Below are 26,677 nucleotides of genomic sequence, written 5' to 3' on the forward strand. Positions count from 1 at the left end.
TCTTGGGATAAAGAGTGACCAAGGCAAAAGAACGTGATGGATCAATAAGAAATAGCGCCGACATCTCTCTGACCGGATGCGGCGCTTTAAATTATTCAAATTTTTTATGCGCTTTTTTGAACTTTGCGTCTGCGATGCGAGTAGCCGCCTTTTGAGAGGCGAAGAACATTGCAAACTTGGGTCTTATCTTCAGAAGGCTTCTGCATTTGCGTTTGAGCATTCTGGAGCATCTGCGTTGTCACAGGCGTGTGCTTTGCACTGGGTCCGATAGTAATGCTTCTCATCGATCATTCTCCCTGTTTTTGGGTACGGCAGAAGCCTCAAAGGCTACTCCGTCCGGTAGTCAAGAATGTGCGAATGAAGAGATTATTAACCTTATTGGGGAACTTGACAAGCACCAAATACAGTCCCCTCTAAGCCATTGTCACACATATGCAAAAGCCGGATTGATTTTACAACCCGGCTTTTCTCAATTCATTATTTGATAAATCAGTCGCGATTGCCGGTTAGAATTTCACGCTTGCCAACATGATTAGCAGCTCCGACAAGGCCTTCCTGTTCCATACGCTCGACAAGCGAAGCTGCTCGGTTGTAGCCGATGCCGAGACGACGCTGAATGTAAGAAGTCGAGCACTTTTTGTCGCGCATGACGACTTTCACCGCCTGTTCATAGACATCGTCGCTGTCTTCCGAACCCATAGCCGAAGCGTCGAAGACCGCTGCATCCTGCGTTGTGTCTTCATCTTCCTCGTCTTCGGTAACCGTCGCCAGATAATCTGGGCGACCCTGTTCTTTGAGATGATTGACGACCTTTTCAACTTCTTCATCGGACACGAATGGCCCATGGACGCGAACGATACGGCCACCACCGGCCATATGCAGCATGTCGCCCTGACCGAGAAGCTGTTCGGCCCCCATTTCACCAAGAATTGTACGGCTGTCGATCTTTGACGTGACCTGGAACGAAATACGGGTCGGGAAGTTGGCCTTGATCGTACCGGTGATAACGTCAACCGAAGGACGCTGCGTTGCCATGATAAGGTGGATACCAGCAGCACGCGCCATCTGTGCAAGACGCTGCACAGCACCTTCGATGTCCTTACCGGCAACCATCATCAGGTCGGCCATTTCGTCGATAATCACGACGATATATGGCATTGGCGTCAGGTCGAGTTCTTCCTGAACATAGGTTGCTTCGCCGGTTTCCTTGTCAAAGCCGGACTGCACCGTGCACATAACGGTTTCACCTTTGCCCTTGGCAGACGCTGCACGCTGATTGAAACCTTCGATGTTGCGTACGCCCAGACGTGCCATCTTGCGATAGCGATCTTCCATTTCGCGCACGGCCCATTTCAAAGCCACAACTGCCTTCTTCGGATCGGTCACGACTGGCGTTAGCAGGTGCGGAATACCATCATAGATGGAGAGTTCCAGCATCTTTGGATCGACCATGATCAGGCGGCATTCTTCGGGTTTAAAGCGATAGAGCAGCGACAGGATCATCGTATTGATGGCGACAGACTTGCCCGAACCGGTTGTGCCAGCAACGAGCAGGTGAGGCATCTTTGCAAGTTCTGCGATGATCGGCTCGCCACCAATGCCTTTGCCCAGGCAAAGCGGCAGGCGGTAGTTCGAGGATTCGAAGGTGCGAGAGTCAATCATTTCGCGCAGATAGACGGTTTCGCGGTTGGCATTAGGCAGTTCGATACCGATGACGTTACGTCCGGGCACCACGGCAACACGCGCAGACAATGCTGACATCGAACGGGCAATATCATCAGCAAGGCCAATCACGCGGGACGACTTAACACCGGGCGCTGGCTCGAATTCATAAAGGGTGACGACAGGGCCGGGGCGGACATGGATGATTTCACCGCGCACACCGAAGTCTTCCAGCACGCTTTCGAGAAGGCCGGCGCTGCGCTCAAGCATTTCCTGCGTGATGACATTGCCATCAAGTGAAGGCGGCTCCTGTAGCAGATCGCGCGGCGGAAATTCATAGTCGCCATGCATGACGACAGCTTCTGTCCGGGGGAGGGGCTGCGGCTGATAAAGAGCGATTGAAGGGGCTGTCTTTGCGGGTGCTTCAACCTTTGGCGCTTCTGCAACAGGTGAAGGAGCCGTAACTTCCTCAACCACATGTTCTTCTGCCTCAGCGACAGTAAGCACGACTTCATCTTCAGTCGCTTCGGCAGCAACATCAGCGACGGCTTCGACAGGTGCCTTAGGCGCAGCCACTTCGACAGGCGCACGAGGTGCTTCAATTTTCACTTCTGCAACGGGAACGGCAACTGGCTGTGGAGCTGGAGTAACCTGAACAGGCTGAGCGACTTCAGCAACCGGAGCAGGCTGTTCTACGACAACAACAGATGCTTCCTGAGGCTTGGCTTTATTCCATTCTACCGTCCGAAACTGTGCGATAATCGATTCAACAGTCGGCATGGCACGCTTTGGCTTTTCAGCTTCTGCGACGACCGCTATTGGCTGCACTGGCGCTGAATCAAAGTCAAAGCTTTCCCAAAAGGCAAAGTCCGACAGATTTGCAAATGCTGAAATCGCAGCAGAAACATCTGATGCAGGCGTTACATCACTCTTTGAAGAAAGCTGCACTGGTACAGTTTCGACCGGCTGGATAACGGGCGCAGTGTGAAGAACTGGAGGCACAGGTGCCACGGGCGTGCGGACCATATTCTGTGAAACAGATTCCTGAAGTGCTGCCACAGCCATAGGCTGGACTTCGGCAACCTTTTCTAGTTCGACCGGCTTAGCCTCTACTGCAGCAGGCTTTGCACGCCCATTGATATCGGGCAAATCTTCACCGCGGCGGCGAACCAGGTCAATCTCTGGTGTACGTGTAAAACGAACATTCGCGCCAAGCGAAAAATATGATTTCCATGCACCGTCGGAGTCTGGTGAATGCGCTCCCAAAGCGTCGCGCTTTGGCTTCTGCTCAGGAGCAGACTCTGCACGATTGCTATCAGTATGGGGAAGATTTTCTCTCAAATTACGCATGATACCTGAACCATAGATATGTCGCCCGAATGAGCCTTAGTAATAAAAAATGAAGGTTAACAACCCCCTTCATAATTCACTCAAAACCGACAAATTTATTCAGTGAAATATATAGCGGTTAATACGATGATAGCGTCTATCGATCTTAAATTTAATTATAAATCATAATATTAAAGTATTTTTCTAATCTAAAATATAATGTTTGTTGGGTTGAACTGTTATGGTGAACAGGTAGGCCACTTATCCGGATAACGCTTATTTCGAGACTCAGTGAGACTCAGTTTGTCTCAACCAGTCAGACAAGGAAATGCGGCGGTTTCCTCCGCGACCAACAAAGTTTTCTGCAGCGCACATCGAATTCAGCACGGCCTCCTGTGTGGCTTCGGCCGCTGCGCGGAAAAGAATATCAATCCGATTCTCATTCAGAAACTGCATTGTCATAAGATCCTGCTGCGCATCGTGATCAAACGTAACCGCCGTTGAAAACCCAAGCGCGATATCACCGCTGCCATTGCCCCAGAAAGCCCCGAGCCTCGCCAGCCCGGCGCCACAGCGTCTTACAACTCGTTTGAGCTGGCGATGCTCAAGCGGAATATCTGTTGCCAGTATGACAATGACAGATCCTCTTTCCGGTTGAGCCATGGTTTTGGGCGACGGCCTGCGGCCATCCGGCAAAACAAGATCCCCCGCTCGTCCAAAATTGGTAAGCGTCAGAACTCCAAGATGATAATCCACACCATCCAGCTTAAAGCGACGAGACGAACTGCCGATACCACCTTTAAAGCCAAAGCACGTCATTCCGGTGCCAGCCCCGAAATTGCCCTGCGCAAAGCTGCTGCTGACATTTTTCAAAGCCAGCTGTGCATGCTCCTCAGAAATTGCCAACGCCTGAATATCATTAAAGGGTCCGTCATTGCATTCCAGTACGACAGGATTGACCGTAGCAGTGGTGCGGCCAATATCTGGATTGGTTTTGATCGCTTCACGAATAAGCGTATTGGCGCAGGTGCCGACGCCAAATGTATTGGTAAGCAGGATAGGGGTTTCAATATTTCCCAATTCTTCAACCTGCATCAGACCAATGCTTTTTCCAAAGCCGTTTATAACATCGACCGCACCAAGAACTTTTTGGCGATAAAGATTGCCTGAGTGAGGCAGAATAGCAGTGACGCCAGTATTTATATCGCCGTCGCGTAAAGTGCGGTGCCCAACGAGCACTCCCGGAACATCGCTGATCGTATTTTGCGTACCTGTCGGCATTACTCCACAAACAATACCAAAATCCCGCGCCGACAGACTCATATCGATCCCTCTTTGTTCAGTGCTAGCAGTGATAAGCGCTTTTCAATTGCAATGAAACCACTTCGAAGCGTGACGGAAAAACCACAACGATAACTACTTATGCTCAATTTAAGCAAAAGTATTGGCCGGTTTGGTTTTCCTGTGTTGACTCGTGCCTATTAGAGGCGCAGCAAATGCGGCGTTAAGAAATTTCGGCCGAACAAGGGGATCTACGCGGCATGAAAATTACTATCGAACAAACGCTCGATCAGGCCGGAACCGGCCCCTTCCAGCGTAATCTTCTCGGCGTATTCGGGCTTGTATGGGCCGCTGACGCTATGCAGGTTCTTGCCGTAGGCTTTACTGCAGCATCCATCGCGTTGACGTTTGGCCTCACGGTTCCGCAAGCTTTACAGACGGGGACACTCTTCTTTTTAGGCATGCTGATCGGTGCTGCAGCTTTTGGCAGACTCGCAGACAAATACGGCCGCCGTCGCGTATTGCTTATCACAGTGGCGTGCGATGCCATTTTCGGTTTGCTTTCTGCTTTTTCACCGAGTTTTGCAATTCTGCTTGGCCTCCGCTTTCTCACGGGTGTTGCTGTTGGCGGCACATTGCCCGTCGATTATGCGATGATGGCCGAATTTCTGCCTTCCAAAAATCGCGGTCGCTGGCTGGTGATGCTGGAAGGCTTCTGGGCAGTTGGGACGGTCATTATCGCTCTGGCTGCATGGGCCGCAAGCCTTGCCGGTGTTGCCGATGCATGGCGCTATATCTTCGTCGTAACGGCTGCTCCAGCTTTGATTGGTATCTGGCTGCGTTTCTGGGTACCTGAATCGCCGATGCACCTGCTTAAATCCGGACAGGAAAAAGAAGCCAAGGCGGTCATGAACCGCGTTCTGCGCAAGAATGGCAAACAGGAACTGCCTCCAAAAGCGACACTTGAAGCACCGCTTCTTGTTACCAACGAAAAGCTGCTATCGCCAAATCTGCGTCAGCGCACGCTGACAACGCTTGCGATTTGGTTCCTCGTCTCGGTGTCCTATTACGGCATCTTCACTTGGATACCGGCGAAGCTGGCAGGCGATGGCTTTGGCTTCGTGCGTGGCTATGGTTTCTTGGTTATCGTCGCTTTGGCACAGTTGCCGGGATATGCACTTGCGGCTTACGGCGTGGAAGCATGGGGGCGTCGTAAGACACTCATCACCTTCCTGTTCATCAGTGCGGCTTCCTGCGTGCTATTCACTGTTGCAGGAAATTCGGTTCTTGTTGGCGCATCAATCCTGATTATGAGCTTCGCTCTGCTTGGTACATGGGGCGCGCTCTATGCGTTGACACCTGAACTCTTCCCGACAGCATTGCGTGCAAGCGGTATGGGCGCTGCGGGTGCCATGGCACGCCTCGGTGGATTGTTAGCACCATCGGCTCTCGCTCTCGTCATCAGCCAAAGTTTCATTGTGGCTGTTGCACTGTTTGCGGGGCTGCTGGCATTAGCTGGTGTGATTGCGTTTTTCATCAATGTCGAAACGCGAGATAAGGCACTGACTTAACAAATAATAAGCCCGGATTTCAATATTGAGATCCGGGCTTTTTTGATAAATTAAATATTTAACTTATATACCCAATCCATTGTTTTTTATATTTTTTATATCCTCCTTGATGCACTGAATAGGTTTGTTTTTTCACCTTTGGCTTACTTGCCTCTGCTAGCAATCCTGCGCCTAAAGCAGTGCCTGTTGTGCCTGAGACAGCAATCACATCACGCCCGGAAAAGCCCGAAAGGGCCTCAAGAAATACGCTATTCAATGCGAACGGTCCCTCGACAATAATGGGTCCATCAGCATCTAAAAGTTCAAGACAGGCATTTGTCATCAATGCAGCATAAAGGCATGCGGCGACATATCTTTCGGGTTTATCTGAGTTTTCTGCATTCATCCATCGCAGTTCTCTGTCGGGATGAGGGCCACATCCCTGAACCGCAGATGGCAGTGCCATCAAAGCTTTATCAAGCACAGTGTTAAGCACGTTCTCGAGTTCGGCTGCACCGGGCGACGCGAGATCAGCTGTCATTATATCGAACTCGCGCCCACCCATGTAACGCGCAGAAGGGACAGCGCGTCCATAAGCATCGACATTGGCCAAAGTATCGCGCTTGGGATCAAGACGTGCGAGATCACCACCAACGGCAAAGCACACCACCCATGTGCCTGTCGAGACAACGGAAAACGGCGGGTTTCTGTCCAAAAGGTGCGCCAGTAGCGATGCGTTAGAGTCATGGATGCCGCAATAGACTGGCACGAGAGAAGATATGCCGATTTTATGCGCCAGATCCTCATGCATCTGCCCCAAAACATCGAATGCTGAACGCAAGGGTGGAAATTTTCCTTCAAGGCCAAGGCTTTCAACCAGCGGTGAATAGCTGCCTGTTTTCGGAAGCCAGAGATCCGTATGGCAGCCAAGTGATGTTGCCTCCACTGATGGCACACCTGTCAGCCGATACGCCCAATATTGCGGGTAGGTGAGGATGAGGTTTACATTCGAAAACTGTTCGGGAAACGATGATTTCAAATAATGGAGCTGTGCGCCAAGATTTAGTCCAGCGCCCAGTGATGGTGAAAAGGTTTCTTCAAAAGGCGGTTTGATGCCAGCGTAAGCAGACCGGATTTCCGGTGCATACTCATGCTCATAATCGAGCACAGGCATTGCGAGCTTACCCGTATCATCCAGTAAAGCAGCACAGGCGCCGTGGGTTGTGATGGATATGGCATCAAATCCCGAGTTTTGTGCAAAATCAGAGAGGCTTTTTAAAAAAAACTGCCAGAGTGCTTCGATGTCATAATGCGGATAAGGCCCATCCCGCAAAACCTTGTTTGGCGTGCGATGAACTGAGATTTCGCTCCCAGTGTTTGCATCGAGCAGCACAGCCTTGGCATTTGTTTTGCCTATATCTAGAATGGCAATGCGTTTCATGGCATATGAAAGACGGGTTTGAGGTCGATGGAAACCGGAGAATTATCGGCATTCGTTTCCATGATGTCAGCCATATGCACCCACCACTTCTTCATAATCGGATGATCTGGCAGCGCTGCCATGCCGTGCGTCTTGGTTCGGGTAAGCGCGCCGAAAAGGACATGTGTGTCTTCATCCAGCCAGATCGAATAATCAGACACACCAGCTTCGTGTAGCAAATCGATCAGCTCCGGCCATATTTCATCGTGGCGGCGTCGATATTCGGCTTCCTGGCCAGCGTGAAGTTTCATGCGAAAAGCATAGCGCTCGGCTGTCATGTTTTACGCCTTGCTTTGAACTTTCGGCCAAGGATAGGCAACGAAATGGTAATGATAAGCAATAGCCCGATGAAGATCGACATAACGATGCCCGGCACATTGAGAAGGCCAAGGCCGAAGGTCACAAGCCCCATCACAAAGGCCGAGATTACAACGCCGATGATGCTGCCTGCGCCGCCGAGGATCGACACACCGCCGAGCACGACCATCGTGATGATTTCAAGCTCCCAGCCCTGCGCGATGGATGGCCGAGTAGAGCCAAGGCGTGAGGTGAGACATACGGCAGCGATACCACTCATCAGACCCGTCAGCATGAACAATGTAAACTTCATGCGCTCAACAGGTATGCCCGAAAATCGGGAAGCAAATTCATTATTACCAATAGCGTAAATACGGCGACCAAAGCTTGTTGCATGCAGCAGGACGCCGAAAATCAATGCAAAAGCGATGAACAGCACAAATTCAAACGAGAAAACCCAGACGACATAGCCCTGTCCGAAATAAGCGAAGCTTTCCGGATAACCGCCATAGGCTTTGTCGCCGAGTACAATATAGGAAATGCCACGAAACAGGCTCATCGTACCGATGGTGACAACGATGGAGGGAAGCTTGAGTCCGGCTACAAGCCCGCCATTGATCGCCCCGCAAACAAGACCTGTAGCGATACCGATCAACACGAGACCTGGCGTGCCTACACCCATCTGAGCTGCGGCTCCCATGGCGGTCGATGCTAAAGCAATGATCGCAGCGACCGACAGGTCGATCTCACCGGAGATGATGAGCAACGTCATTGCAAAGGCAATGAGCGCTTTTTCAGTGAAATTGAACGTTGCGTCTGAAAGGTTCCAGGCATTGAGGAAATATGGCGAGGCAAATGAATTGGCGATGAAAATCGCAATCGCCACGCCAAACAACAACATTTCCCAACTGGCAAACAGCCGCGTGTAGGACGTTCCCAGCCGATCCGGGATATGACGGCGTTCCGTTATCTCGCTCACGCTGCTGGCTCCTCATAAGTCTTTGCGGCCTTGTCGCGCAGAATAATGCGTCCGCCGCGTTTCTCCTGTCGGGCATTGAAGATTACGGCTGCGATGATAACCGCGCCGGAAATCGCCATTTGCCAGAAGGGTGAGATGTTGATGACGGGCAGGGCGTTTTTAATGACGCCGAGAAACAGCGCACCCAGCACTGCGCCGAAGGCCGTGCCAATGCCGCCGATGATTGAAATCCCGCCGATCACGCAGGCAGCAACGCTGTCGAGTTCAAACCCGTTGGCTATATCGACATAAGCAACCGCATAACGTGAAACCCAGAGATAACCGCACAACCCTGCCAACGAGCCAGAAAGCACAAAGGCGAAGAAGCGCGTACGGCCCACATCGATACCGGCATAGACCGCAGCCGTTGGATTGCCACCTGATGCATAAAGGGCCCGGCCCAAAAAGCTACGAGTGAGCAGCACATAGATGAGGCCGATAATGAGCAGCGCCGTCCAGCCAAGGAGCGGAAGCCCCAGAAACACGGTGCGTGGCGTATTGAGAAATGGCCCTGTCATCTGATGCGCATTGACCCAGCCACCACCCGATAGAACAAAGGCCATGCCGCGATAAATGGTCAGTGTGCCAAGTGTGACCACAATAGCTGGAATATCCAGCTTCCAAACCAGAATGCCATTGATCGCACCCAGAACGGCACCAATACCTACGGCTGTAACAATCAGCACGACCAGCGGTATTTCAGGGTAGGCGGCATTGAGCATCGCCACCGCCATGCCAGTAAATGCCAGATTGGCCGCGACCGAAAGGTCGATGGACTTTGTCAGGATCACCGACATCTGCCCCAAAGCCAGAATGATCAGGATCGACGTGTCGTTGTAAATGTTGGCTAGATTGCGTGGCGAGCTAAAACCCGGCGCACGCATTGAGAACAGCCCGATCATGATTGCAATGATGACAAGAAGCAGGAGTTCGCGCTGTTTGAGAAGTTGTTTCATATCTTACTCCGCATTCTTACCGGCATTTCCAGTGGCCGCGCGCACCAGAACTTCGGCATCAAGATCGGCACGATCAAAAATGCCTTCCACCAGCCCTTCGCGCATCACCATGACACGATCCGACATACCTATAATTTCGGGTAGCTCGGACGAGATCATGATGATACTCAGTCCTTCTGCAGCCAACTCGCTAATAAATTCATGCACGGCTGCTTTCGAGCCAATGTCGATGCCTTTGGTCGGTTCATCGAGAATGATGACCTTTGGATGGGTCGCGAGCCATTTACCGATAACCACCTTCTGCTGATTGCCGCCGGAAAGCGTTCCCACCGGCACAGAAAGTGCGGCGGCGCGCAAATCAAACCGCTCGGCATATTTGCGTGCGAGCTTAAATTCCTGTGCAATGCGCAGGAAACCATCGCGTGATGTACGCTTAAGCGAGGGCAGGGAGATGTTCTGGAAAATCGGCATTTGCAAAATAGCGCCATGCCGCCCGCGTTCCTCCGGCACATAGACAATGCCCTGAGCAATTGCATCGCCCGAGCGGCGGATTTTGATTTCTTTGCCTTCCAGCACAACTTGACCGGATGAGGGCGTCGTCATGCCAAACAGCGATTGAGCGAACTCAGAACGACCAGCGCCCACCAGACCATAGACACCGAGAATTTCACCGCGCCGCAGTTCAAAGGATATATCGCGAAACTCGGTCGGATGAGAATAATTAACAACCTTCAGCACCGTGTTGCCAAGCGCAACATCCTGTTTGGGAAAAGCCTTTTCCACCGAACGTCCAACCATCAGCTGGACAATTTCGCGTTCATTCATTTCCGACAATAGTCCGTGCCCGACCGCACAACCGTCGCGGAACACCGCGTACCGATCCGCTATTTCATAAACTTCATCGAATTTGTGGCTGATGAACAGGATTGCTTTACCCTGCGATTTCAGTCGCTCGACGATGCGGAAAAGATCATCAACTTCCTTGCGTGACAGAGCTGCTGTCGGTTCATCCATAATGACGACGCGGGAATTCACCGAAAGCGCACGTGCAATCGCCACCAGATGCCGTTGCGCGATGGAAAGCTCTCGCAACTTGATACGCGCATCAACCGTGATTTCCAGCGAAGAGAGCAGGGCCTGTGCCCGTGCAAAGACTGCTGCCCAATTGACGAAGCCAAGCTTCGTGCGGGGGGCGTGGCCGAGATAGATATTCTCGCCAACGGATAATTCATCGAAAAGCACCGTCTCCTGATGAATGGCGGTTACACCAGCGTCGGTCGCATCCTGCGCAGTCGAAAAATGAACCGGCTGACCATCAATCAGAATTTCGCCTTCGTCCGGGTGATAAATTCCCGTCAGAATTTTGACGAGCGTCGACTTGCCCGCTCCGTTTTCACCAATCAGTGCTGTTACCTGGCCTGGATAAAGCGCGATATTGACGTTATCGAGCGCTCGCACTCCGGGAAATGTCTTGGCAATGCCGCGCATTTCCAGCAAAGGCGTGTCCGGATGGCTGGCAGGCAACACCGATTGCCCGCTTTTCTGCAAAGCTGCATTCATCAGAAATACCTGAATTCAATTCGGAAAATGATGGCGGTGCAAGATTATCCCTCGCACCGCCAGCCTCAATCTTAAAATTAAAAGACCTTGGAGAATTCGTCGATGTTCGATGCGTCATAGATAAATGGATCGCTCATCGCGGCTTCGCCGTTTTCGCCGATCTTGATTTTGCCCATGCGACCGGCTTCGATTTCCGAGCCCGGCTTGCCGTCTGCATCACCCTTTACAAGATGGTAGGCAATCTGCGTTGCAGAATAACCCAGATCGATCGGGTTCCAGATCGCGAATTCCTTGGTTGCACCCGACTTGATGGCGCCAGCCATTTCAGACGGCAGACCAAAGCCGGTTACATAAACATCACCGATTTTGCCTGCGTCTTTGACAGCCTGCGAGGCAGCAAGCACGCCAACCGTAGTTGGAGCGACAATCACCTTCACATCAGGATTGGAAGTGAGGAGGCCCTGTGCTTCACGGTAGCTTTTGTCGGCAAGGTCATCACCGTAAACGGTGGTGACGAGATTAAGACCCGGAAAATCCTGGAGCTGCTTCTTCATCTCGTCGATCCAGATATTCTGGTTGGTCGAGGTGGTCGTTGCCGAAAGGATCGCGAAATCACCCTTACCATCTGGCAAATGATGCGCTGCCAGCGTCAGGCACATTTTGCCGATCAGATCGTTCGATGATGGATTGAGATGGACGATGCGGCCTTCAGGCGCGACACCGGAATCCCACGAGATAACCTTAATACCGCGCTGCGCAGCCTTTTTGAGAGCTGGAACAACTGCATCCGGATCATTTGCCGAAATTGCAATCGCATCAACGCCTTGTGCAATCAGCGAATTAATGACTTCAATCTGACCTTCCGCAGTCGTTGTCGTTGGTCCGGTGTAGATGACTTCAACGCCACCCAATTCCTTGGCAGCTTCCTGTGCGCCCTTATTGGCCGCTTCAAAAAAGCCATTGCCCAACGATTTCGCAACGAGTGCGATTTTCATGTCAGCAGCCTGCGCCGCAGTTGCCATGAAAGCAACGGCCAGCGCTGTGCTTAATGCCAGTTTCTTAAAAAGTTTCATGTCCCATTCCTCCCGATTAAGAACAATCCGATTTATATTAGAGCTCAGGCAACTTCTGTGGTCTCCCCCCGATCGTTACCCTTGCCAGCATTTGCAGAGATTGGCGTTACGATGAGCCGGATACCTGCATTTTCGACCATCCGCCGTGCATCATCCGAAATGCCGTCATCGGTGATCAGCGTGCTGACCCGATCAAGAGGGCAGAGGATGAGGCTTGAACGGCGGGTGAATTTCGATGAATCGACCATCAGGACGATTTCATCCGCCTGGCCCATCAGCTTTTGTTCGCTTTGAATAACCAGAGCGTCTGCTTCCATCACGCCAAGCGGGCTGATGCCCTGGCATCCCAAAAACATGCGTCGTCCGTAAAAGTTACGGATCACGTCATTGTCGAAAGGCGACAGAATAAGGCTTTGATCGCGATAAATAGCGCCTCCTGGGACCAGCACAGTGCTTTTAGACTGCCGCAAAAGATGCTCAGCGATTGCAAAAGAGTTGGTCAGCACCTGCATACGGCGCGCAGCAAGGTAATGCACCATCTGAAAGGTGGTCGAGCCACCGTTTATGATAATACTGTCGCCTTCTTCACAGAGTAATACGGCTTCACGCGCAATTGCTCGTTTGCGATCCGTATTCTCTGTTTCTGAAACCTTGAACGGCCTGCTGGCAAGGCTTGCAAACTGCGGCGGATGAATTGCTTCCGCACCACCGCGCACACGTTTGATACGTCCTTGCATATGAAGCGATGCAATGTCGCGCCGAAGGGTCGCTTCCGACGCCTCCGTCAGTTCCACCAGATCCTGAATGGTAATCACCGGCTTTTCCTGAACAGCAGTCAGGATAATACGGTGGCGCTCTCTCTCGTGCATGGCTCCTCCTTCTCCATGTATCAAACACAAACGCAGACAGTGTCAATCATTAATAATCATAATCGCGCAAAAATAATTAAACAGCATGATCATTTATGATCGTTTGTGATTGACATCAATTTACTTAATGCGCCATATCTTCCCTCAACATGATCGTTTGTGCGCGAAAAGGAAAGTGCATAATCCGGTCTTCACCATAAAACGGGAGGAAAATATGGTGGCCCATAGCCAGCTCTTGGATAATCGCTGGGACGACGCCAAAGCAGCAACGCTGGATGAACCCGGAAAATTGCTTTACCGCTCAAACCTGCTCGGTTCCGATAAGCGCATTACCAATTATGGTGGCGGGAATACATCGGCCAAGGTTCAGGAAACCGACCCGCTTACCGGGAAGACAGTTCCGGTGCTCTGGGTCAAGGGTTCGGGCGGCGATGTCGGCACGATTAAGCTTGACGGTTTTGCTACACTTTATCAGGAAAAACTCGATGCATTGAAAGGCATTTATAAGGGTGTTGAAGATGAAGACCGCATGGTCGGCTTCCTTCCGCACTGCACATTCAATCTTAATCCTCGTGCCGCTTCCATCGATACGCCATTGCATGGCTTTGTTCCGTTCACTCACGTTGATCACATGCATCCTGATGCGATCATTGCCATTGCTGCATCAAAGAACTCGCGCGAGCTAACTGCCGAGATTTTTGGCGATGAAATCGGCTGGCTGCCATGGCGTCGTCCGGGCTTTCAACTTGGTCTTGATCTTGAAGCCTTTGTGAAAACAAATCCGAATGCCAAGGGCGTAGTTCTTGAGAGTCATGGTCTTTTTACCTGGGCCAATGACGCTAAGGACTGCTATGAGCTGACGCTTGCCATTATTAACAAGGCTATCGAATGGCTTTGTAAGAAGGGTGAAGGCAAGGCCGCTTTTGGCGGTTCAGTGACCCAAAGCCTTGATGCTTCGGAACGCCGTGCAATTGCTGCGCGTCTCATGCCAGAGATACGCGGGTTGATCGGAAACGAAGAGCGCAAGCTTGGCCATTTCGATGATCAGGATGCAGTTCTGCAATTCGTCAATTCAAAAGAATTAGAGCCACTCGCACGCCTTGGCACATCTTGCCCGGATCACTTCCTGCGCACGAAAATTCGCCCGCTTGTGGTCGATTTTGATCCCGCGAAGCCGGATATTGATGGTGTGGTTGCTGGTCTTGAAACTGCCCTCGAATCCTATCGTGCTGATTACACGCGCTATTATGAGAGCTGCAAGCACGACAATTCGCCGAAAATGCGCGATCCCAACCCGGTCATTTTCCTGATCCCCGGTGTCGGCATGTTGTCTTTCGCGCGCGACAAGGCGACGGCGCGTATTGCTGGCGAGTTCTACGTCAACGCGATCAATGTCATGCGCGGCGCATCATCCGTATCTGAATATCAGGGGCTGCCCGAACAGGAAGCCTTCGATATTGAATATTGGCTGCTTGAAGAGGCCAAACTCCAGCGTATGCCGAAGCCTAAAAGCCTGGCCGGGCGCATCGCGTTGATTACCGGCGGCGCGGGGGGAATCGGTTACGCGACGGCTGAGCGTCTGGCAGGTGAGGGTGCTTGCGTGGTTCTGGCAGATATTGACGCAGAATCGCTCAAAACCGCTCACGCAAATCTCGCCAATCGTTTTGGATCCGATCAGGTTCGCAGCGTCGAGCTGAACGTCACCAATGAAAGTGCGGTCATCAACGCTTTCACAGAGGCAAGCGTTGAACTTGGCGGTATTGATATACTGGTTTCAAATGCTGGTATTGCATCGTCTGCTTCGATCGAAAATACCGAGCTTTCGATGTGGAACCGCAATATCGACATACTTGCAACAGGATATTTTCTTGTTTCTCGCGAGGCATTCCGGCTTTTCCGGCGTCAAAAACTTGGCGGAAACGTGGTTTTCGTTGCTTCCAAGAATGGGCTTGCCGCTTCGCCGGGCGCATCCGCCTATTGCACGGCAAAGGCTGCGGAAATCCATCTGGCGCGTTGTCTTGCCCTCGAAGGTGCCGAAGCTGGTATTCGTGTGAATGTGGTCAACCCGGATGCTGTGCTGCGCGGTTCAAAAATCTGGGACGGCGAATGGCGCGAACAGCGTGCTGCATCGTCAAAGATTGATGTGACTGAACTGGAAGAACATTATCGGAAGCGCTCGCTGCTCAAGCTTAATGTACTGCCGGAAGATATTGCAGAAGCGATCTACTTCCTTGCAAGCGATGCATCGGCCAAGTCCACCGGCAACATCATCAATGTTGACGCCGGAAACCAGCAGAGCTTCCCGCGCTGATTACTCAGAAGGCAGGTAAGGCGATCTTGCCTTTCTGCCTTTTATTCAAGAAATTGAGGACATTCTGGGAGGAACCATGTCCGAACAACGTATTGCAGCCGATTTCATCGCTGAGCACAATTCCGGCTTTGAGAATGCACAAAAGCGCGACTATCAGGCTCTTGGCGAACAGCTTGCCCGCCGCGGCATCGAAATTGAAAAAATCACTGAGAAAGTTGCCAAATATTTTGTCGCTGTACCCTCTTGGGGGACAGGAACGGGCGGCACACGCTTTGGCCGTTTTCCCGGTCGCGGTGAGCCGCGCGGGATTTTCGACAAACTTGACGACTGCTCGGTCATCAACGAACTTTCACGCGCAACGCCGAATGTTTCGCTGCATATTCCGTGGGATAAGGCTGACCCGAAAAAACTGAAAGCCCATGCGGAAGCACTCGGCCTTGGTTTTGACGCGATGAACTCCAACACGTTCTCGGATTCGGCTGATCAGCAGCATTCCTATAAATATGGTTCGCTTACCCATGTCGATCCGGCCGTGCGTGCTCAGGCTGTTGAACATAATATTGAGTGTATCGAGATCGGAAATGCGATTGGTTCCAAAGCTTTGACCGTCTGGCTTGGCGATGGTTCAAACTTCCCGGGTCAGCAGAATTTCACCCGCGCATTCGAGCGTTATCTGCATTCGATGGGTGAAATCTATAAGGCTCTTCCCGATGACTGGCGGCTGTTCTCTGAACATAAAATGTATGAGCCAGCCTTCTATTCTACAGTCGTTCAGGATTGGGGCACAAATTACCTTATAGCCTCGACCCTTGGTCCAAAGGCGCAATGTCTGGTTGATCTTGGCCACCATGCACCAAACACCAATATTGAAATGATCGTGGCGCGGTTGATCCAGTTCGGAAAGCTCGGTGGCTTCCATTTCAACGACAGCAAATATGGCGACGACGATCTGGATGCGGGATCGATTGATCCATACCGTCTGTTCCTCGTTTTCAACGAGCTGGTCGATGCAGATTATCGCGGTGTAAAGGATTTCTATCCTGAACACATGATCGATCAGTCGCATAATGTGACCGACCCGATTGAAAGCTTGATTTCATCTGCCAATGAAATCCGCCGTGCTTATGCGCAAGCGTTGTTGGTGGATCGGGAAGCGCTGGAAACTTATCAGCAGGAAAACGATGCCCTGATGGCATCCGATACGCTGAAACGCGCTTATCGGACCGATGTCGAGCCAATTCTGGCCGAAGCGCGTCGTCGTACCGGCGGAGCAATCGAGCCGATTGCGGCTTATCGCGCCAGCGGCTATCGCGAGAAGGTTGCGAAAGAACGCCCTGAAAGCAAAAGCGACGGCGGTGCGTTCAACTAGAGCGCGTTTGATCAGAATATTCGTTTTAACGCGCATCGCAGAAAAGATGCGCGTTCCAAATGAATGCAGAAAGTTAAAGAAAAACTGCATTCATTTGAAGTTATTTAGCTTTTCTGAATGTAAGATTATAGCGATTTCGACCAAGTTGCGGATTTTTTCCATCCTTCAATGGCAGAATGCCATGATAGAAGAGTCGGGACGGTCCACCCCAAACGACCACATCGCCGTGGTGCAGCACGAATTTTCGCACCGGATCACTGCGCTGCAATCCGCCGAATTGAAATGTCGCGGGTAGTCCCAGTGACACAGAGACAATCGGATTTTTGAAATCCTTCTCGTCCTTATCCTGATGCAAAGACATTTTTGCGCCGGGTTCATACCGATTGATGAGACAGGCATCCGGTACGAAATCAGCATAACCGGCTTCGTCCGCAGCACTCTCTGCAAGATCACGAAATGCCCCCGGCATTGAAGGCCACGGCTTTTCCGTTTCAGGATCAACGGCGCTGTAACGATAGCCCTTCCGGTCCGTCACCCAGCCAAAAGACCCGCAATTGGTCATAGCGACTGACATGCGAAATCCGCCTGGCGTCGTCATGTTCCGAAAAGATGCATCATTCTCAACATCTTGCATGGCGTTGAGAATTTCGGCTTCGTTTGCGAGCGCAAATCCCCGCAAAAGAACGGCGCCGTCGGCAAGCTTTTCTCGAGTTTCAAGCTGGGAAAACAGATCAATCATAAGGATATTCTAACACAAAGCTGCACAAGAACGTCCCGAAAATTGCTTTCATATTATCGCCTCTCTTGACAGAGCCGAAGACTCGTAACATATAAAGTTACATGAAAAAAGATAGCAAACTTTCGGGCGTCCTCCACGTCCTCCTTCACATGGCTGAGTATAAAAAGCCCGTGACCTCCGAAGTTCTCGCCAAAGCGATGGGTACCAATCCCGTTGTCGTACGTCGCGTCATGAGTGGTCTGCGAGAGCAAGGCTATGTGCGCTCCGAAAAAGGTCATGGCGGCGGATGGGAGATCGCTTGCGATCTTAGCAAAGTCACGCTGCATGATATTTACAACGCCATCGGAAAACCGTCGCTGCTTGCAACGAGCAATCGCACAGAAATGCCGGGTTGCCTCGTCGAGCAAACCGTCAACGCATCACTCAACAAGGCGTTCAGCGATGCAGAAGAGCTTTTATTGAAACGTTTTGGCGAAGTGACACTCGCCATGTTGAGCGCGGATTTTCATCAGCGTGCGATTGAACGCGGCGCAACATTCGACTTGGAGGCAGCCCATGACGCATCATGATGTGATTATTATCGGTGGCAGCTTTGCCGGACTTTCGGCGGCAACCTATGTGGCACGCGGCAGGCGTTCGGTTCGCGTGATCGATACAGGCAAGCCACGCAACCGCTTTGCCGAACATTCACATGGTTTCTTCGCTCAGGATGGAAGCAGCCCGGCAGCGATGCTCGAAACGGCAAAAGAGCAGGTTAAAGCCTATCCGACTGTAAGAGTAACGGAGGGTAAAGCTGTAAGCGGAACCGGGCAGATTGATGCCTTCTCGATTGAACTCGATATAGGCGAAGTTGTCAGTGGGCGCAGACTGATCTTTGCCTTCGGCATTTCTGACGTTTTGCCAGATTTACCGGGGTTGGCTAAACGCTGGGGCAAATCGGTTATTCATTGCCCTTATTGCCATGGCTACGAGTTCAGCGGCAAAAAACTCGGCGTGTTGAACCTTTCGCCGATGTCGTCTCATCAAGCCATGCTTATCTCCGAATGGGGACCGACCACATTCTATCTGAATGGCGGTGAAGAGCCTGATGCTGCAACTTTGGCAGAACTCGAAAAGCGTGGCGTCACAATTGAAGCAAAACCAGTCGCAGGTATAAGAGGTGAGGGAACATCCATCTCCGAGATCGAACTTGCTGACGGTCGCCTGTTGCAAGCTGACGCATTATTCATTGGACCATCCAACCGCCTGAACAGCCCGCTTGCTGAGCAACTCGGCTGCACATTGGAAGACATGCCGCTTGGAAAAGCCATCAAAACTGATGAGATGAAAGCGACAAGCATTCAGGGTATCTATGCCGCCGGCGACATTTCAAGGGGCGCACATAGTGTTGCATGGTCCGTTGCAGATGGAGTTTCCGCTGGCGTTTCCGCCCATCGGTCTTTGGTATTTTAGATTTATATCACTTTATAAGAAAACGGGGCCAAAGCCCCGTTTTTATTTAATTTAGTCGTTTGTACCAAACCGCTCTTCGCTCAGCGCCGCGGCCATGAGCGCCTTCGTATAATCCTCATAGGGGTTATCGAAAACCTGTTCTGTATCACCTTGTTCGACAATCTTTCCGTTCTTCATAACAATCACATAGTCGGACACGGCACGTACCACCGCCATGTCGTGACTGATGAAAAGATAGGAAAGCCCGTGTTCCTTCTGCAGATCACGCAAGAGCGTAACGATCTGCTTCTGCACAGAACGATCCAGCGCACTGGTCGGCTCATCAAGCACAATTACCTTTGGTTTCAGGATCATCGTACGTGCGATGGCGATACGCTGGCGCTGGCCACCTGAGAACTCGTGCGGGTAGCGATTACGCATCGCCGGGTCCATGCCGACTTCACGAAGCGCTTCCTGTGCACGGCGATCCCGTTCCTTTGCCGAAAGGTTCGGCTCATGAATAAGCAGACCTTCGGTAATGATCCGGCCGACGGTCATACGCGGGCTAAGCGATCCGAATGGATCCTGAAAAACCAGCTGAAGCTCACGGCGCTTGGGTCGCATATCTTGAGGATTAGTGGGTAACTCCTTACCCAAATAAGCGATCCGACCTTCCGATGCGAGAAGTCGCAGAATGGCACGGCCAAGTGTCGATTTGCCTGAACCGGATTCACCAACAATCCCGATGGTCTGACCTTCCTTCAAGGTCAGAGAGACATCATTTACCGCCGTCATGTAGGTGGCAGCACCAAGCCAGGGCTTATTGATAAGGAAGTTCACCTTCACATTATCAGCACGGATAAGGACCGGCGCTTCTGCGGGTGGTGACAGCTTTTCGCCTTCCGGTTCAGCATCAAGCAGCATCTTCGTATAGGGATGCTCTGGCTCGGTAAAAAGCTTTTCGGTCTCGTTGGTTTCCACCACTTCACCTGAACGCATCACATAGACGCGGTCGGCAAAGCGACGCACAATACCAAGGTCATGGGTAATGAACACAACCGCCATCCCCAGCCGCTGCTGAAGATCAGCCAGCAGGTCGAGAATTTGCGCCTGAATGGTGACATCGAGCGCGGTTGTCGGCTCATCGGCAATGAGAATATCCGGCTCATTAGCAAGCGCCATGGCAATCATCACGCGCTGGCGCTGACCACCTGAAAGCTCGTAAGGGTAGCTATCGATACGGCGTTCCGGTTCAGGAATGCCGACCAGCTTCAGCAATTCCAGAATACGTGGCCGCGCCTGCTTCTTGCTCAATCCGCGGTGATAGCGCAGAGGTTCTGCCAGCTGATCGCCAATCCGATAAAGTGGATCAAGCGATGTCATCGGCTCCTGAAAGATCATGGTGATCTTAGCACCACGGATTTTGTTCAGCGCCTTATCGGACATGCCGATAAGATCCTGACCGCGATACAGCGCCTGTCCTGTTGCTTTACCGTTTTGTGCCAGCAATCCCATCATCGCCATGGTGGTCTGGCTTTTGCCAGAACCGGATTCACCGACGATTGCGATTGTTTCGCCCGCTTTGACATCAAGATTGATGCCACGCACGGCATCAACGGGACCGTCATGCGTGTCGAAAGTGACGCGAAGATCGCGAACGCTCAGAATATTTTCTTTTGTCATCTCAGCGATCCTTCGGGTCAAGACTGTCGCGCAGGCCGTCGCCAAGGAAGTTCAGCGCAAACAGGATGATGGTGAGGGTAGCGGCAGGCCAGATCAATTGCCAGCTTGCGCCGCGCATGTTCTGAGCGCCTTCCGAGATGAGAAGGCCGAGCGAGGTGAGGGGATCCTGCACGCCCAGACCGAGGAATGAAAGAAGGCTTTCAAGCAGAATGGCCTTTGGCACCAGAAGCGTCACAAAGACAATAACCGGCCCCAAAGCATTCGGGATAATATGGCGGGTGATGACGCCGCGACGGGTTGCGCCGAGCGCTTCTGCCGCCTGCACAAATTCCTGCCGTTTGAGGCTCAATGTTTGTCCACGCACGATGCGCGCCATATCCAGCCATTCGGTTGCACCAATGGCAATGAAGATGATGAAGATCGACCTCCCGAAGAAGACGAGCATCAATATGACGAAGAAGATGAAGGGCAGGGAATAGAGAATATCAACAAGCCGCATCATGATGTTGTCGGCACGGCCACCGAGATAACCCGAAATAGCACCATAGCCAACGCCAAGTACCAGAGCCATGGCTGAAGCCAGCAAGCCGATCGCCAATGACATGCGCACACCGATGAAGATGCGGGTCATGAGATCGCGGCCAAGATTATCTGTACCGAGCACAAAATAGTTGCGCGCGACATTCAATGTCAGCTTACCACTCAAACCATCAGCAGCAAGTTCGATCTTAGGATTACTGAAAAGGTCCGAGCGCTGGAAGTAGCGAAGAACGCGCTCATCGGTCGGGCGTTGCGCAGTGAAGTCGATGACCACATTGCTTCCGGTCAGTTCTGGCTCAGCTGATGTCGTGAGGCGAGCACGAGCCAATTCACGTTCCAGTCCCGGCATGATCGTGTCGGCACGCGGATAGGCTTCCAGACTTGGCGCCACGCGAACAAACTGCGGATAGATCTTGTCATAGGGATGCGGGCTAAGCATCGGCCCGAAGATACCGACAAGTGCAAGCACGATCAGCACGATAGCACTTGTTACAGCTGCCTTGTTCTTGCGCAGGCGCAGCCATGCGTCCTGCCAGAGTGAACGGCTTTGTACTGAACCAAGCTTTTCCGTTTCAACGGCTGCAGTAAAATCAGTCATAGCGAACCCTCGGATCAAGCCATGCATAAAGAAGGTCGACGATGAGATTGAACACCACGACAAAAACGGAAATGACGACAACGGTTCCCATCACCATCGTATAATCGCGGCTCAGCGCGCCTTGCACGAAGTAACGGCCGATGCCGGGGATGCCAAAGATCGTTTCAACGACAACCGAGCCAGTGAGGAGAGCAGCAGCTGTCGGCCCCAGATAGGAAACAGCTGGCAACATGGCAGCACGCAGAGCATGAACGCCAACGACCACGCGCGCGGGCAGGCCGTAAGCGCGAGCCGTCCGAACGTGATTGGCGCGCAAGGCTTCAATGGTTGCGCCGCGCACGAGGCGCGCAATAACGCCAACCTGCGGCAGCGCCAAAGTCAGCACCGGCAATATCCAGTAAAGGATATTGGCCGAAGACCAGCCACCCGCCGGCACCCATCCGAGGATGACGCCGAAAAGAAGGCTCAGAAGAGGGGCAACAACAAAATTCGGTGTTGTAATGCCAAAAGTGGCGAGCGCTACAACGAAATAATCAATCGGAGAATTCTGTTTCAGTGCCGCGATTGTACCGAGAAATGTTCCGATAATCGCAGCCAGACTAAGGGCCAGCGCACCAAGCATGATCGAAACCGGAAGGCCGGAAGCGAACAAGTCATTGACGGTGAAGTCGCGGCGCGTGAAGCTTGGACCAAGATCACCGCGCAACAGATTGCCCAGATAGATCAGATACTGCTGCCAAAGCGGCGCATCCATATTGTAGGCTTTTTTGAGGTTTTCGAGGATCAGCGGATCAATCGGGCGCTCAAGGTCGAAAGGACCACCCGGCGCAAGCCGGATAAGGAAGAAAGTCAGTGTGACGATGATAAAGATAGTTGGTATTGCACTACCCAATCGTCGGAGCGTGTAGCCCAGCATTTTTATTTCCCTTCTTTGCCGGAACGCTCAAAAAGCGACCCGGCAAATCCCACTAAGGGCGTTCCTGTTTTTGTTTAGCCTTTTATCGACAGCCAGTGTGTGGCGTGCGAATTCATCAGGTTGTCGTCGTAGCCTTTGACTTTGTCGGCAACCAATGCGGTAGATGAATAGTAGAGCAGAGGAATAGCAGCCCCATCTTGAAGCAAAATCTTCTCTGCATTGGTGAGGATTTTCGCCCGTTCAGCCAAATCTGCTGTGATGGCTGATTTCATCATCAGCGCGTCATAGTCCTTGTTCGACCATTGCGCGTAGTTGAAGTAGCTGTCGCTCGTGAAGAGTGACAGAAACGAGTTCGGATCATTGTAATCCCCAACCCAGCCATCGCGTGCGATATCGAACATGCCTTTTTGCTCAAGATAATTGAAATAGGTCGTGCCATCGACTTCGTCGAGCGTGGCATTGATACCAATATCCTTGAGCATGTCGGCAATCGCCGCCATCGTGTTCTTGTGATTTTCCGACGTGCTATACCTCAGCACGATCGACAGACTACCAGGTGTGACACCGGCATCTGCCAACAGCTTTTTTGCCTTGTCTTCGCGATCAAGAATGTCTTCTTTGGCGTAGCTTAGCTGCGGTCCGTCTTTCACGTAATTATTGATGCCAGGAGGCACCATCGAGCTGGCAGGAAGCATTGTACCGCGCCAGACTTCCTGTGCCAGAAAATCACGATCAATCGTCATTCCAATGGCTTGTCTGACACGAGGGTCGCGCAACTTGCTGGAAGGCTCACCTTTGATGTCGATGTAATAAATGCCCAGCAGCGGCGCCTGATGAAACCATTTACCGAGGTTCTGTTTCACATAGTCCATCTGCTCGGCGGCAACCTCAGAGCAGATATCAACTTCTTTCGCCTCAAACCGGCGCATACAGCTGGAGCGGTCCTGAAACGGTATCCAGTTTACCTGATCAATCTGAACATGCTCCGCATCCCAATAATAGGGATTTTTCTTCATAACGATCTTGTCGTTCGGATTGAAACTGACAAGCTCATACGCGCCATTGCTGACCATGTGCCCCGGCTGGCTAAACTTTGATCCGAATTCCCTTACGGCTTTCGGACTGACCGGAAATCCGGTGTTATGGGTCAATAATTCAATGAAATATGGAGTAGGGGCGTTGAGCGTGATCTGGAGCGTTTTGTCGTCCAGTGCCTTCACGCCAAGCTGATCAACGGACATATGGCCAGTCGCGATCTGCTCGGAGTTTTTGATTGAATAAAAGACACTGGCATAACCCGCAGCCGTCTTAGGGTCCATCAGGCGGCGAAATGAAAACTCGAAATCGCCTGCCGTTACTGGATCGCCATTCGACCATTTTGCATTGTCGCGCATGTGAAAAGTATAGGTGAGGCCATCAGGCGAAATTTCCCATGATGTCGCCGCACCGGGAACTGCTCTGCCGTGGCTATCCTGCGCGACCAGCCCCTCATAAAGATCTTTTAAAACGCGGTCTTCCTGAACTGTAGTGGTGAGCTGCTGATCCAGCGTTGAAGGATCCATATCATTGCCACGGTTAAGCACAATTGCAGCAGACGCGGCGCTGCCAAGCGAAATCAGGCAAACGCCTGCCAATAAAATTTCGCGAACCATCGTGAAACTCCCATAAGTCTTAAAAAATATCTGTCCCATTAAAAGAGGGACCCTCCGACCCTCCCAGGTCGAAAGAAAAAGGGGCCGCGCCCAAAGGCGCAGCCCGAACTGAAAATTTATTGTTTGAACGAGAGCCAGCGGGTTTTGTGGCTGTCCATAAGGTTGTCGTTCCAGCCATCGATCTTGTCAGAAACAAGAGCGCGCGAGGAATAATAAAGGATAGGAATATTGCTCATGTCATCGAGCTTGAGCTGCTCGGCTTCAGCCAGAACCTTAGCGCGAGCATCCAGATCAAGGATCTTTGCTGCTTCAGCCATCTTCGCATCATATTCCGGGTTTTTAACCTTGGAATAATTGAAGCTGACATCGCTCTGGGCAATGTAGAGGAAGTTCTGCGGATCGTTGTAATCGCCGATCCAGCCAGCGCGTGCGATATCGAACGGACCGTCTTCACGCAGGAAGTTGAAGTAGGTAGCGCCTTCAGTTTCGTTGAGCGTTGCTTTCACACCGATATTGCCAAGCTGATCAGCAATTGCTGCCATCGTGTTCTTGTTGTTTTCAGATGTGTTGTAGAGCAGCTCAATCGAAAGTGTGTTTGGCTCAACGCCTGCTTCCTTCAACAGCTCTTTGGCCTTGTCTTCACGATCCAGCATGTCGTCGGAATAGTCGAGTTTAGGCGCATCCTTGACGTAGTGGTTGATACCTGGAGGAACCAGCGAATAACCTGGGAGCATGGTGCCCTGCCAGACCTGATCGGCAATGAAATCACGGTCGATCGCCATAGACAGAGCCTGACGAACACGCGGATCTTTCAACTTGCTGTCAGCAGTCTTGCCTTTGACCGGCAGATAATAAACACCGAGATAAGGTGCCATACGGAATTCGTTGGCGAGGTTCTTCTTCACATAATCCATCTGTTCGGCTGGAACGTCAGAGCAAATCTGAACTTCCTTGGCCTCGAAACGGCGCATACAGCTGGCGCGGTCTTCGAATGGAATCCAGTTGATAGTATCGATCTTGACCTGATCGGCTTCATAGTAATTAGGATTCTTCTTCATGACGATCTTGTCGTTCGGCGTGAAACTGACCAGTTCGTAAGCGCCGTTCGTCACCATTTTCCCAGGTGTCGTGAACTTATCGCCATTTTCTTCAACGCTCTTCTTATGTAGCGGGAAGCCGGTCTGGTGAGTCAGAAGTTCAAGGAAATAAGGAGCAGGGGAGTTAAGCGTTACCTTAAGCGTGTGATCGTCTACAGCTTCAACACCCAGCTCATCGACGGGCTTTTTACCACCAGCAACGTCTTCCGCGTTCTTGATGACAAACAACATGCTCGCATAGCCGGCTGCCGTTTTCGGGTCCATCAGACGGTGAAAAGCAAAGCTGAAATCACCAGCAGTTACCGGATCGCCATTCGACCATTTCGCATCATCACGAAGATGGAACGTGTAGACCAAACCGTCTTCCGAAATATCCCATGACTTCGCCACACCTGGTACGGCTTCACCATTTGCGTTCTGGATGGTCAAGCCATCATACAAATCGCGAAGGACGTTGCCTTCAGACACGGTGGACGTGCGATGATGATCGAGCGTTGCCGGATCAGTGTCATTGCCGCGATTAAGAACAACCTCAGCTGATGCTGCTCCCATCAGTGCCAGAAAACACACGCTTGTCAGTAGAGTTTTGCGAAACACGATGAACCCCTCCTTGGTAATTTTTGAAATGGCGTGCATCTTATGGATAAGATTTTTTCTTGCAAGTGAAGTTCTCAACATACTGAATTAGTTATCATATTGACTACGATGAAGCTAATTTAGAAGGCAAAAAACTGGTACGCAGTGCCGATTTTAAAGCGCTTTTGAATGCTCTCTCAGAGGATGAAAAATCAAGAAAACTTCATATTTTGCGGCACTTTTATAATCTGCTGCCAGCATTTTTATGCAGGCTAAGACATCCGATTCACTTAAATTTTCACCAGAGTTTTCGAGTTGTGGAAAACACGCAAAGGAAAGCCATTTGAACTAGGTTTGAGTGACCATCACGGCATCATACTGGGGCGGCCGGAAATGTTTCACCGCAACAAGATGCTGGCTTTTCATTTTAGTTCCATAATACAGATTATGCGATCCGGCCCTATAACAAGGGTACATTCGATTTTAAACTGCAACATGACAATGAATTCATGTGGTTAGCCATGGAGGAAATTGGATGTCGAATTGCTATTCACAGATCACTTTGCATGATTTGATTATCTTTGATCTTGACCTTGGAGAAACCAATGTCACGACACTTGTTGAACGCAGAAGTCGTTATTAAAAACAGCAGTCGGCACTCATAGCCGATCATGAACAAAATCATTCAGA

At 51.4% G+C, this 26,677-nt stretch carries 21 protein-coding genes; 5 read left to right on the forward strand and 16 right to left on the reverse strand.

Annotation, left to right across the window (positions count from 1 at the left end):
• Positions 1–104 precede the first annotated feature (104 nt).
• The 3 genes from U2P60_RS05345 to U2P60_RS05355 all read right to left on the reverse strand — a co-directional run bounded on the left by U2P60_RS05345 (position 105) and on the right by U2P60_RS05355 (position 4,314).
• Positions 105–284 carry a hypothetical protein gene (locus U2P60_RS05345; protein WP_413571667.1) on the reverse strand — a complete coding sequence of 60 codons (180 nt, stop codon included), beginning with the start codon at positions 282–284 and terminating at the stop codon, positions 105–107.
• Between the two features lie 205 nt (positions 285–489).
• Positions 490–3,012: a DNA translocase FtsK gene (locus U2P60_RS05350; protein WP_413571669.1), complete on the reverse strand. Its 2,523-nt coding sequence runs from the start codon at positions 3,010–3,012 to the stop codon at positions 490–492.
• A 267-nt stretch (positions 3,013–3,279) separates the two neighbouring features.
• Positions 3,280–4,314, reverse strand: coding sequence for a P1 family peptidase (locus tag U2P60_RS05355; RefSeq protein ID WP_413571670.1), 1,035 nt, complete (start codon positions 4,312–4,314; stop codon positions 3,280–3,282).
• Positions 4,315–4,532: 218 nt separating this feature from the next.
• Here U2P60_RS05355 and U2P60_RS05360 point away from each other — a divergent pair, with 218 nt between their 5' ends.
• Positions 4,533–5,843: an MFS transporter gene (locus U2P60_RS05360; protein ID WP_413571671.1), complete on the forward strand. Its 1,311-nt coding sequence runs from the start codon at positions 4,533–4,535 to the stop codon at positions 5,841–5,843.
• A gap of 58 nt (positions 5,844–5,901) precedes the next feature.
• Here U2P60_RS05360 and U2P60_RS05365 read toward each other — a convergent pair whose 3' ends face one another.
• From U2P60_RS05365 to U2P60_RS05395, 7 genes are all read right to left on the reverse strand, one after another.
• Positions 5,902–7,263, reverse strand: coding sequence for an FGGY-family carbohydrate kinase (locus U2P60_RS05365; RefSeq protein WP_413571672.1), 1,362 nt, complete (start codon positions 7,261–7,263; stop codon positions 5,902–5,904).
• Positions 7,260–7,580 carry an L-rhamnose mutarotase gene (rhaM, locus tag U2P60_RS05370; RefSeq protein ID WP_413571673.1) on the reverse strand — a complete coding sequence of 107 codons (321 nt, stop codon included), beginning with the start codon at positions 7,578–7,580 and terminating at the stop codon, positions 7,260–7,262. Before rhaM ends, U2P60_RS05365 begins: the two co-directional genes overlap by 4 nt.
• Positions 7,577–8,578 carry an ABC transporter permease gene (locus tag U2P60_RS05375; RefSeq protein ID WP_413571675.1) on the reverse strand — a complete coding sequence of 334 codons (1,002 nt, stop codon included), beginning with the start codon at positions 8,576–8,578 and terminating at the stop codon, positions 7,577–7,579. Before U2P60_RS05375 ends, rhaM begins: the two co-directional genes overlap by 4 nt.
• Positions 8,575–9,573, reverse strand: a complete 999-nt coding sequence (locus U2P60_RS05380; protein WP_413571676.1) for an ABC transporter permease — start codon at positions 9,571–9,573, stop codon at positions 8,575–8,577. The genes U2P60_RS05375 and U2P60_RS05380 overlap by 4 nt, the downstream gene beginning before the upstream one ends.
• A 3-nt stretch (positions 9,574–9,576) precedes the next feature.
• Positions 9,577–11,133 (reverse strand): sugar ABC transporter ATP-binding protein, encoded by a 1,557-nt coding sequence (locus U2P60_RS05385; RefSeq protein ID WP_413571677.1) that lies wholly within the window; start codon positions 11,131–11,133, stop codon positions 9,577–9,579.
• A gap of 77 nt (positions 11,134–11,210) precedes the next feature.
• Entirely contained in the window at positions 11,211–12,206 is a 996-nt protein-coding gene (gene rhaS, locus U2P60_RS05390) for a rhamnose ABC transporter substrate-binding protein (protein WP_413571678.1), read from the reverse strand.
• 44 nt (positions 12,207–12,250) lie between these two features.
• Positions 12,251–13,075: a DeoR/GlpR family DNA-binding transcription regulator gene (locus U2P60_RS05395; protein ID WP_413571679.1), complete on the reverse strand. Its 825-nt coding sequence runs from the start codon at positions 13,073–13,075 to the stop codon at positions 12,251–12,253.
• Between the two features lie 214 nt (positions 13,076–13,289).
• On the opposite strand from U2P60_RS05395, the gene U2P60_RS05400 reads away from it, so the two are divergent.
• On the forward strand, positions 13,290–15,386 hold the full coding sequence (locus U2P60_RS05400) for a bifunctional rhamnulose-1-phosphate aldolase/short-chain dehydrogenase (RefSeq protein WP_413571680.1): 2,097 nt from the start codon (positions 13,290–13,292) through the stop codon (positions 15,384–15,386).
• 76 nt (positions 15,387–15,462) lie between these two features.
• Positions 15,463–16,755, forward strand: a complete 1,293-nt coding sequence (gene rhaI / locus U2P60_RS05405; RefSeq protein WP_413571681.1) for an L-rhamnose catabolism isomerase — start codon at positions 15,463–15,465, stop codon at positions 16,753–16,755.
• 100 nt (positions 16,756–16,855) lie between these two features.
• Here rhaI and alkB read toward each other — a convergent pair whose 3' ends face one another.
• The gene (alkB, locus tag U2P60_RS05410) at positions 16,856–17,494 is read right to left on the reverse strand and encodes a DNA oxidative demethylase AlkB (RefSeq protein WP_413571682.1); all 639 of its coding nucleotides are present in this window, start codon (positions 17,492–17,494) and stop codon (positions 16,856–16,858) included.
• Between the two features lie 101 nt (positions 17,495–17,595).
• On the opposite strand from alkB, the gene U2P60_RS05415 reads away from it, so the two are divergent.
• Complete coding sequence (locus U2P60_RS05415) at positions 17,596–18,063, forward strand: Rrf2 family transcriptional regulator (RefSeq protein ID WP_413571683.1); 468 nt, start codon at positions 17,596–17,598, stop codon at positions 18,061–18,063.
• Positions 18,050–18,946: an NAD(P)/FAD-dependent oxidoreductase gene (locus U2P60_RS05420; protein ID WP_413571684.1), complete on the forward strand. Its 897-nt coding sequence runs from the start codon at positions 18,050–18,052 to the stop codon at positions 18,944–18,946. Before U2P60_RS05415 ends, U2P60_RS05420 begins: the two co-directional genes overlap by 14 nt.
• A 51-nt stretch (positions 18,947–18,997) precedes the next feature.
• Here the strand turns inward: U2P60_RS05420 and U2P60_RS05425 are convergent, their stop codons facing one another.
• The 5 genes from U2P60_RS05425 to U2P60_RS05445 all read right to left on the reverse strand — a co-directional run bounded on the left by U2P60_RS05425 (position 18,998) and on the right by U2P60_RS05445 (position 26,008).
• Positions 18,998–20,608: an ABC transporter ATP-binding protein gene (locus U2P60_RS05425; RefSeq protein ID WP_413571685.1), complete on the reverse strand. Its 1,611-nt coding sequence runs from the start codon at positions 20,606–20,608 to the stop codon at positions 18,998–19,000.
• 1 nt (position 20,609) lies between these two features.
• Positions 20,610–21,746: an ABC transporter permease gene (locus tag U2P60_RS05430; protein WP_113160115.1), complete on the reverse strand. Its 1,137-nt coding sequence runs from the start codon at positions 21,744–21,746 to the stop codon at positions 20,610–20,612.
• Positions 21,739–22,662, reverse strand: a complete 924-nt coding sequence (locus U2P60_RS05435; protein WP_007879123.1) for an ABC transporter permease — start codon at positions 22,660–22,662, stop codon at positions 21,739–21,741. The genes U2P60_RS05430 and U2P60_RS05435 overlap by 8 nt, the downstream gene beginning before the upstream one ends.
• A gap of 74 nt (positions 22,663–22,736) precedes the next feature.
• Positions 22,737–24,314: a peptide ABC transporter substrate-binding protein gene (locus tag U2P60_RS05440; protein ID WP_413571686.1), complete on the reverse strand. Its 1,578-nt coding sequence runs from the start codon at positions 24,312–24,314 to the stop codon at positions 22,737–22,739.
• 116 nt (positions 24,315–24,430) lie between these two features.
• Positions 24,431–26,008 (reverse strand): peptide ABC transporter substrate-binding protein, encoded by a 1,578-nt coding sequence (locus U2P60_RS05445; protein WP_413571687.1) that lies wholly within the window; start codon positions 26,006–26,008, stop codon positions 24,431–24,433.
• Between the last annotated feature and the right edge of the window lie 669 nt (positions 26,009–26,677).

Source organism: Brucella sp. H1_1004, from assembly GCF_047308065.1.
In the GTDB taxonomy this organism is placed as follows: domain Bacteria; phylum Pseudomonadota; class Alphaproteobacteria; order Rhizobiales; family Rhizobiaceae; genus Brucella; species Brucella pseudogrignonensis_B.

Bases quoted from the DNA above. Each gene is read 5' to 3' on its own strand.
- U2P60_RS05345 (WP_413571667.1), bottom strand. From the start codon at position 284: ATGAGAAGCATTACTATCGGACCCAGTGCAAAGCACACGCCTGTGACA.
- rhaS (WP_413571678.1), bottom strand. From the start codon at position 12,206: ATGAAACTTTTTAAGAAACTGGCATTAAGCACAGCGCTGGCCGTTGCT.
- U2P60_RS05350 (WP_413571669.1), bottom strand. From the start codon at position 3,012: ATGCGTAATTTGAGAGAAAATCTTCCCCATACTGATAGCAATCGTGCA.
- U2P60_RS05385 (WP_413571677.1), bottom strand. From the start codon at position 11,133: ATGAATGCAGCTTTGCAGAAAAGCGGGCAATCGGTGTTGCCTGCCAGC.
- U2P60_RS05380 (WP_413571676.1), bottom strand. From the start codon at position 9,573: ATGAAACAACTTCTCAAACAGCGCGAACTCCTGCTTCTTGTCATCATT.
- U2P60_RS05400 (WP_413571680.1), top strand. From the start codon at position 13,290: ATGGTGGCCCATAGCCAGCTCTTGGATAATCGCTGGGACGACGCCAAA.
- U2P60_RS05430 (WP_113160115.1), bottom strand. From the start codon at position 21,746: ATGACTGATTTTACTGCAGCCGTTGAAACGGAAAAGCTTGGTTCAGTA.
- U2P60_RS05435 (WP_007879123.1), bottom strand. From the start codon at position 22,662: ATGCTGGGCTACACGCTCCGACGATTGGGTAGTGCAATACCAACTATC.
- U2P60_RS05395 (WP_413571679.1), bottom strand. From the start codon at position 13,075: ATGCACGAGAGAGAGCGCCACCGTATTATCCTGACTGCTGTTCAGGAA.
- rhaM (WP_413571673.1), bottom strand. From the start codon at position 7,580: ATGACAGCCGAGCGCTATGCTTTTCGCATGAAACTTCACGCTGGCCAG.
- U2P60_RS05440 (WP_413571686.1), bottom strand. From the start codon at position 24,314: ATGGTTCGCGAAATTTTATTGGCAGGCGTTTGCCTGATTTCGCTTGGC.
- U2P60_RS05425 (WP_413571685.1), bottom strand. From the start codon at position 20,608: ATGACAAAAGAAAATATTCTGAGCGTTCGCGATCTTCGCGTCACTTTC.
- alkB (WP_413571682.1), bottom strand. From the start codon at position 17,494: ATGATTGATCTGTTTTCCCAGCTTGAAACTCGAGAAAAGCTTGCCGAC.
- U2P60_RS05365 (WP_413571672.1), bottom strand. From the start codon at position 7,263: ATGAAACGCATTGCCATTCTAGATATAGGCAAAACAAATGCCAAGGCT.
- U2P60_RS05420 (WP_413571684.1), top strand. From the start codon at position 18,050: ATGACGCATCATGATGTGATTATTATCGGTGGCAGCTTTGCCGGACTT.
- U2P60_RS05415 (WP_413571683.1), top strand. From the start codon at position 17,596: ATGAAAAAAGATAGCAAACTTTCGGGCGTCCTCCACGTCCTCCTTCAC.
- U2P60_RS05360 (WP_413571671.1), top strand. From the start codon at position 4,533: ATGAAAATTACTATCGAACAAACGCTCGATCAGGCCGGAACCGGCCCC.
- rhaI (WP_413571681.1), top strand. From the start codon at position 15,463: ATGTCCGAACAACGTATTGCAGCCGATTTCATCGCTGAGCACAATTCC.
- U2P60_RS05355 (WP_413571670.1), bottom strand. From the start codon at position 4,314: ATGAGTCTGTCGGCGCGGGATTTTGGTATTGTTTGTGGAGTAATGCCG.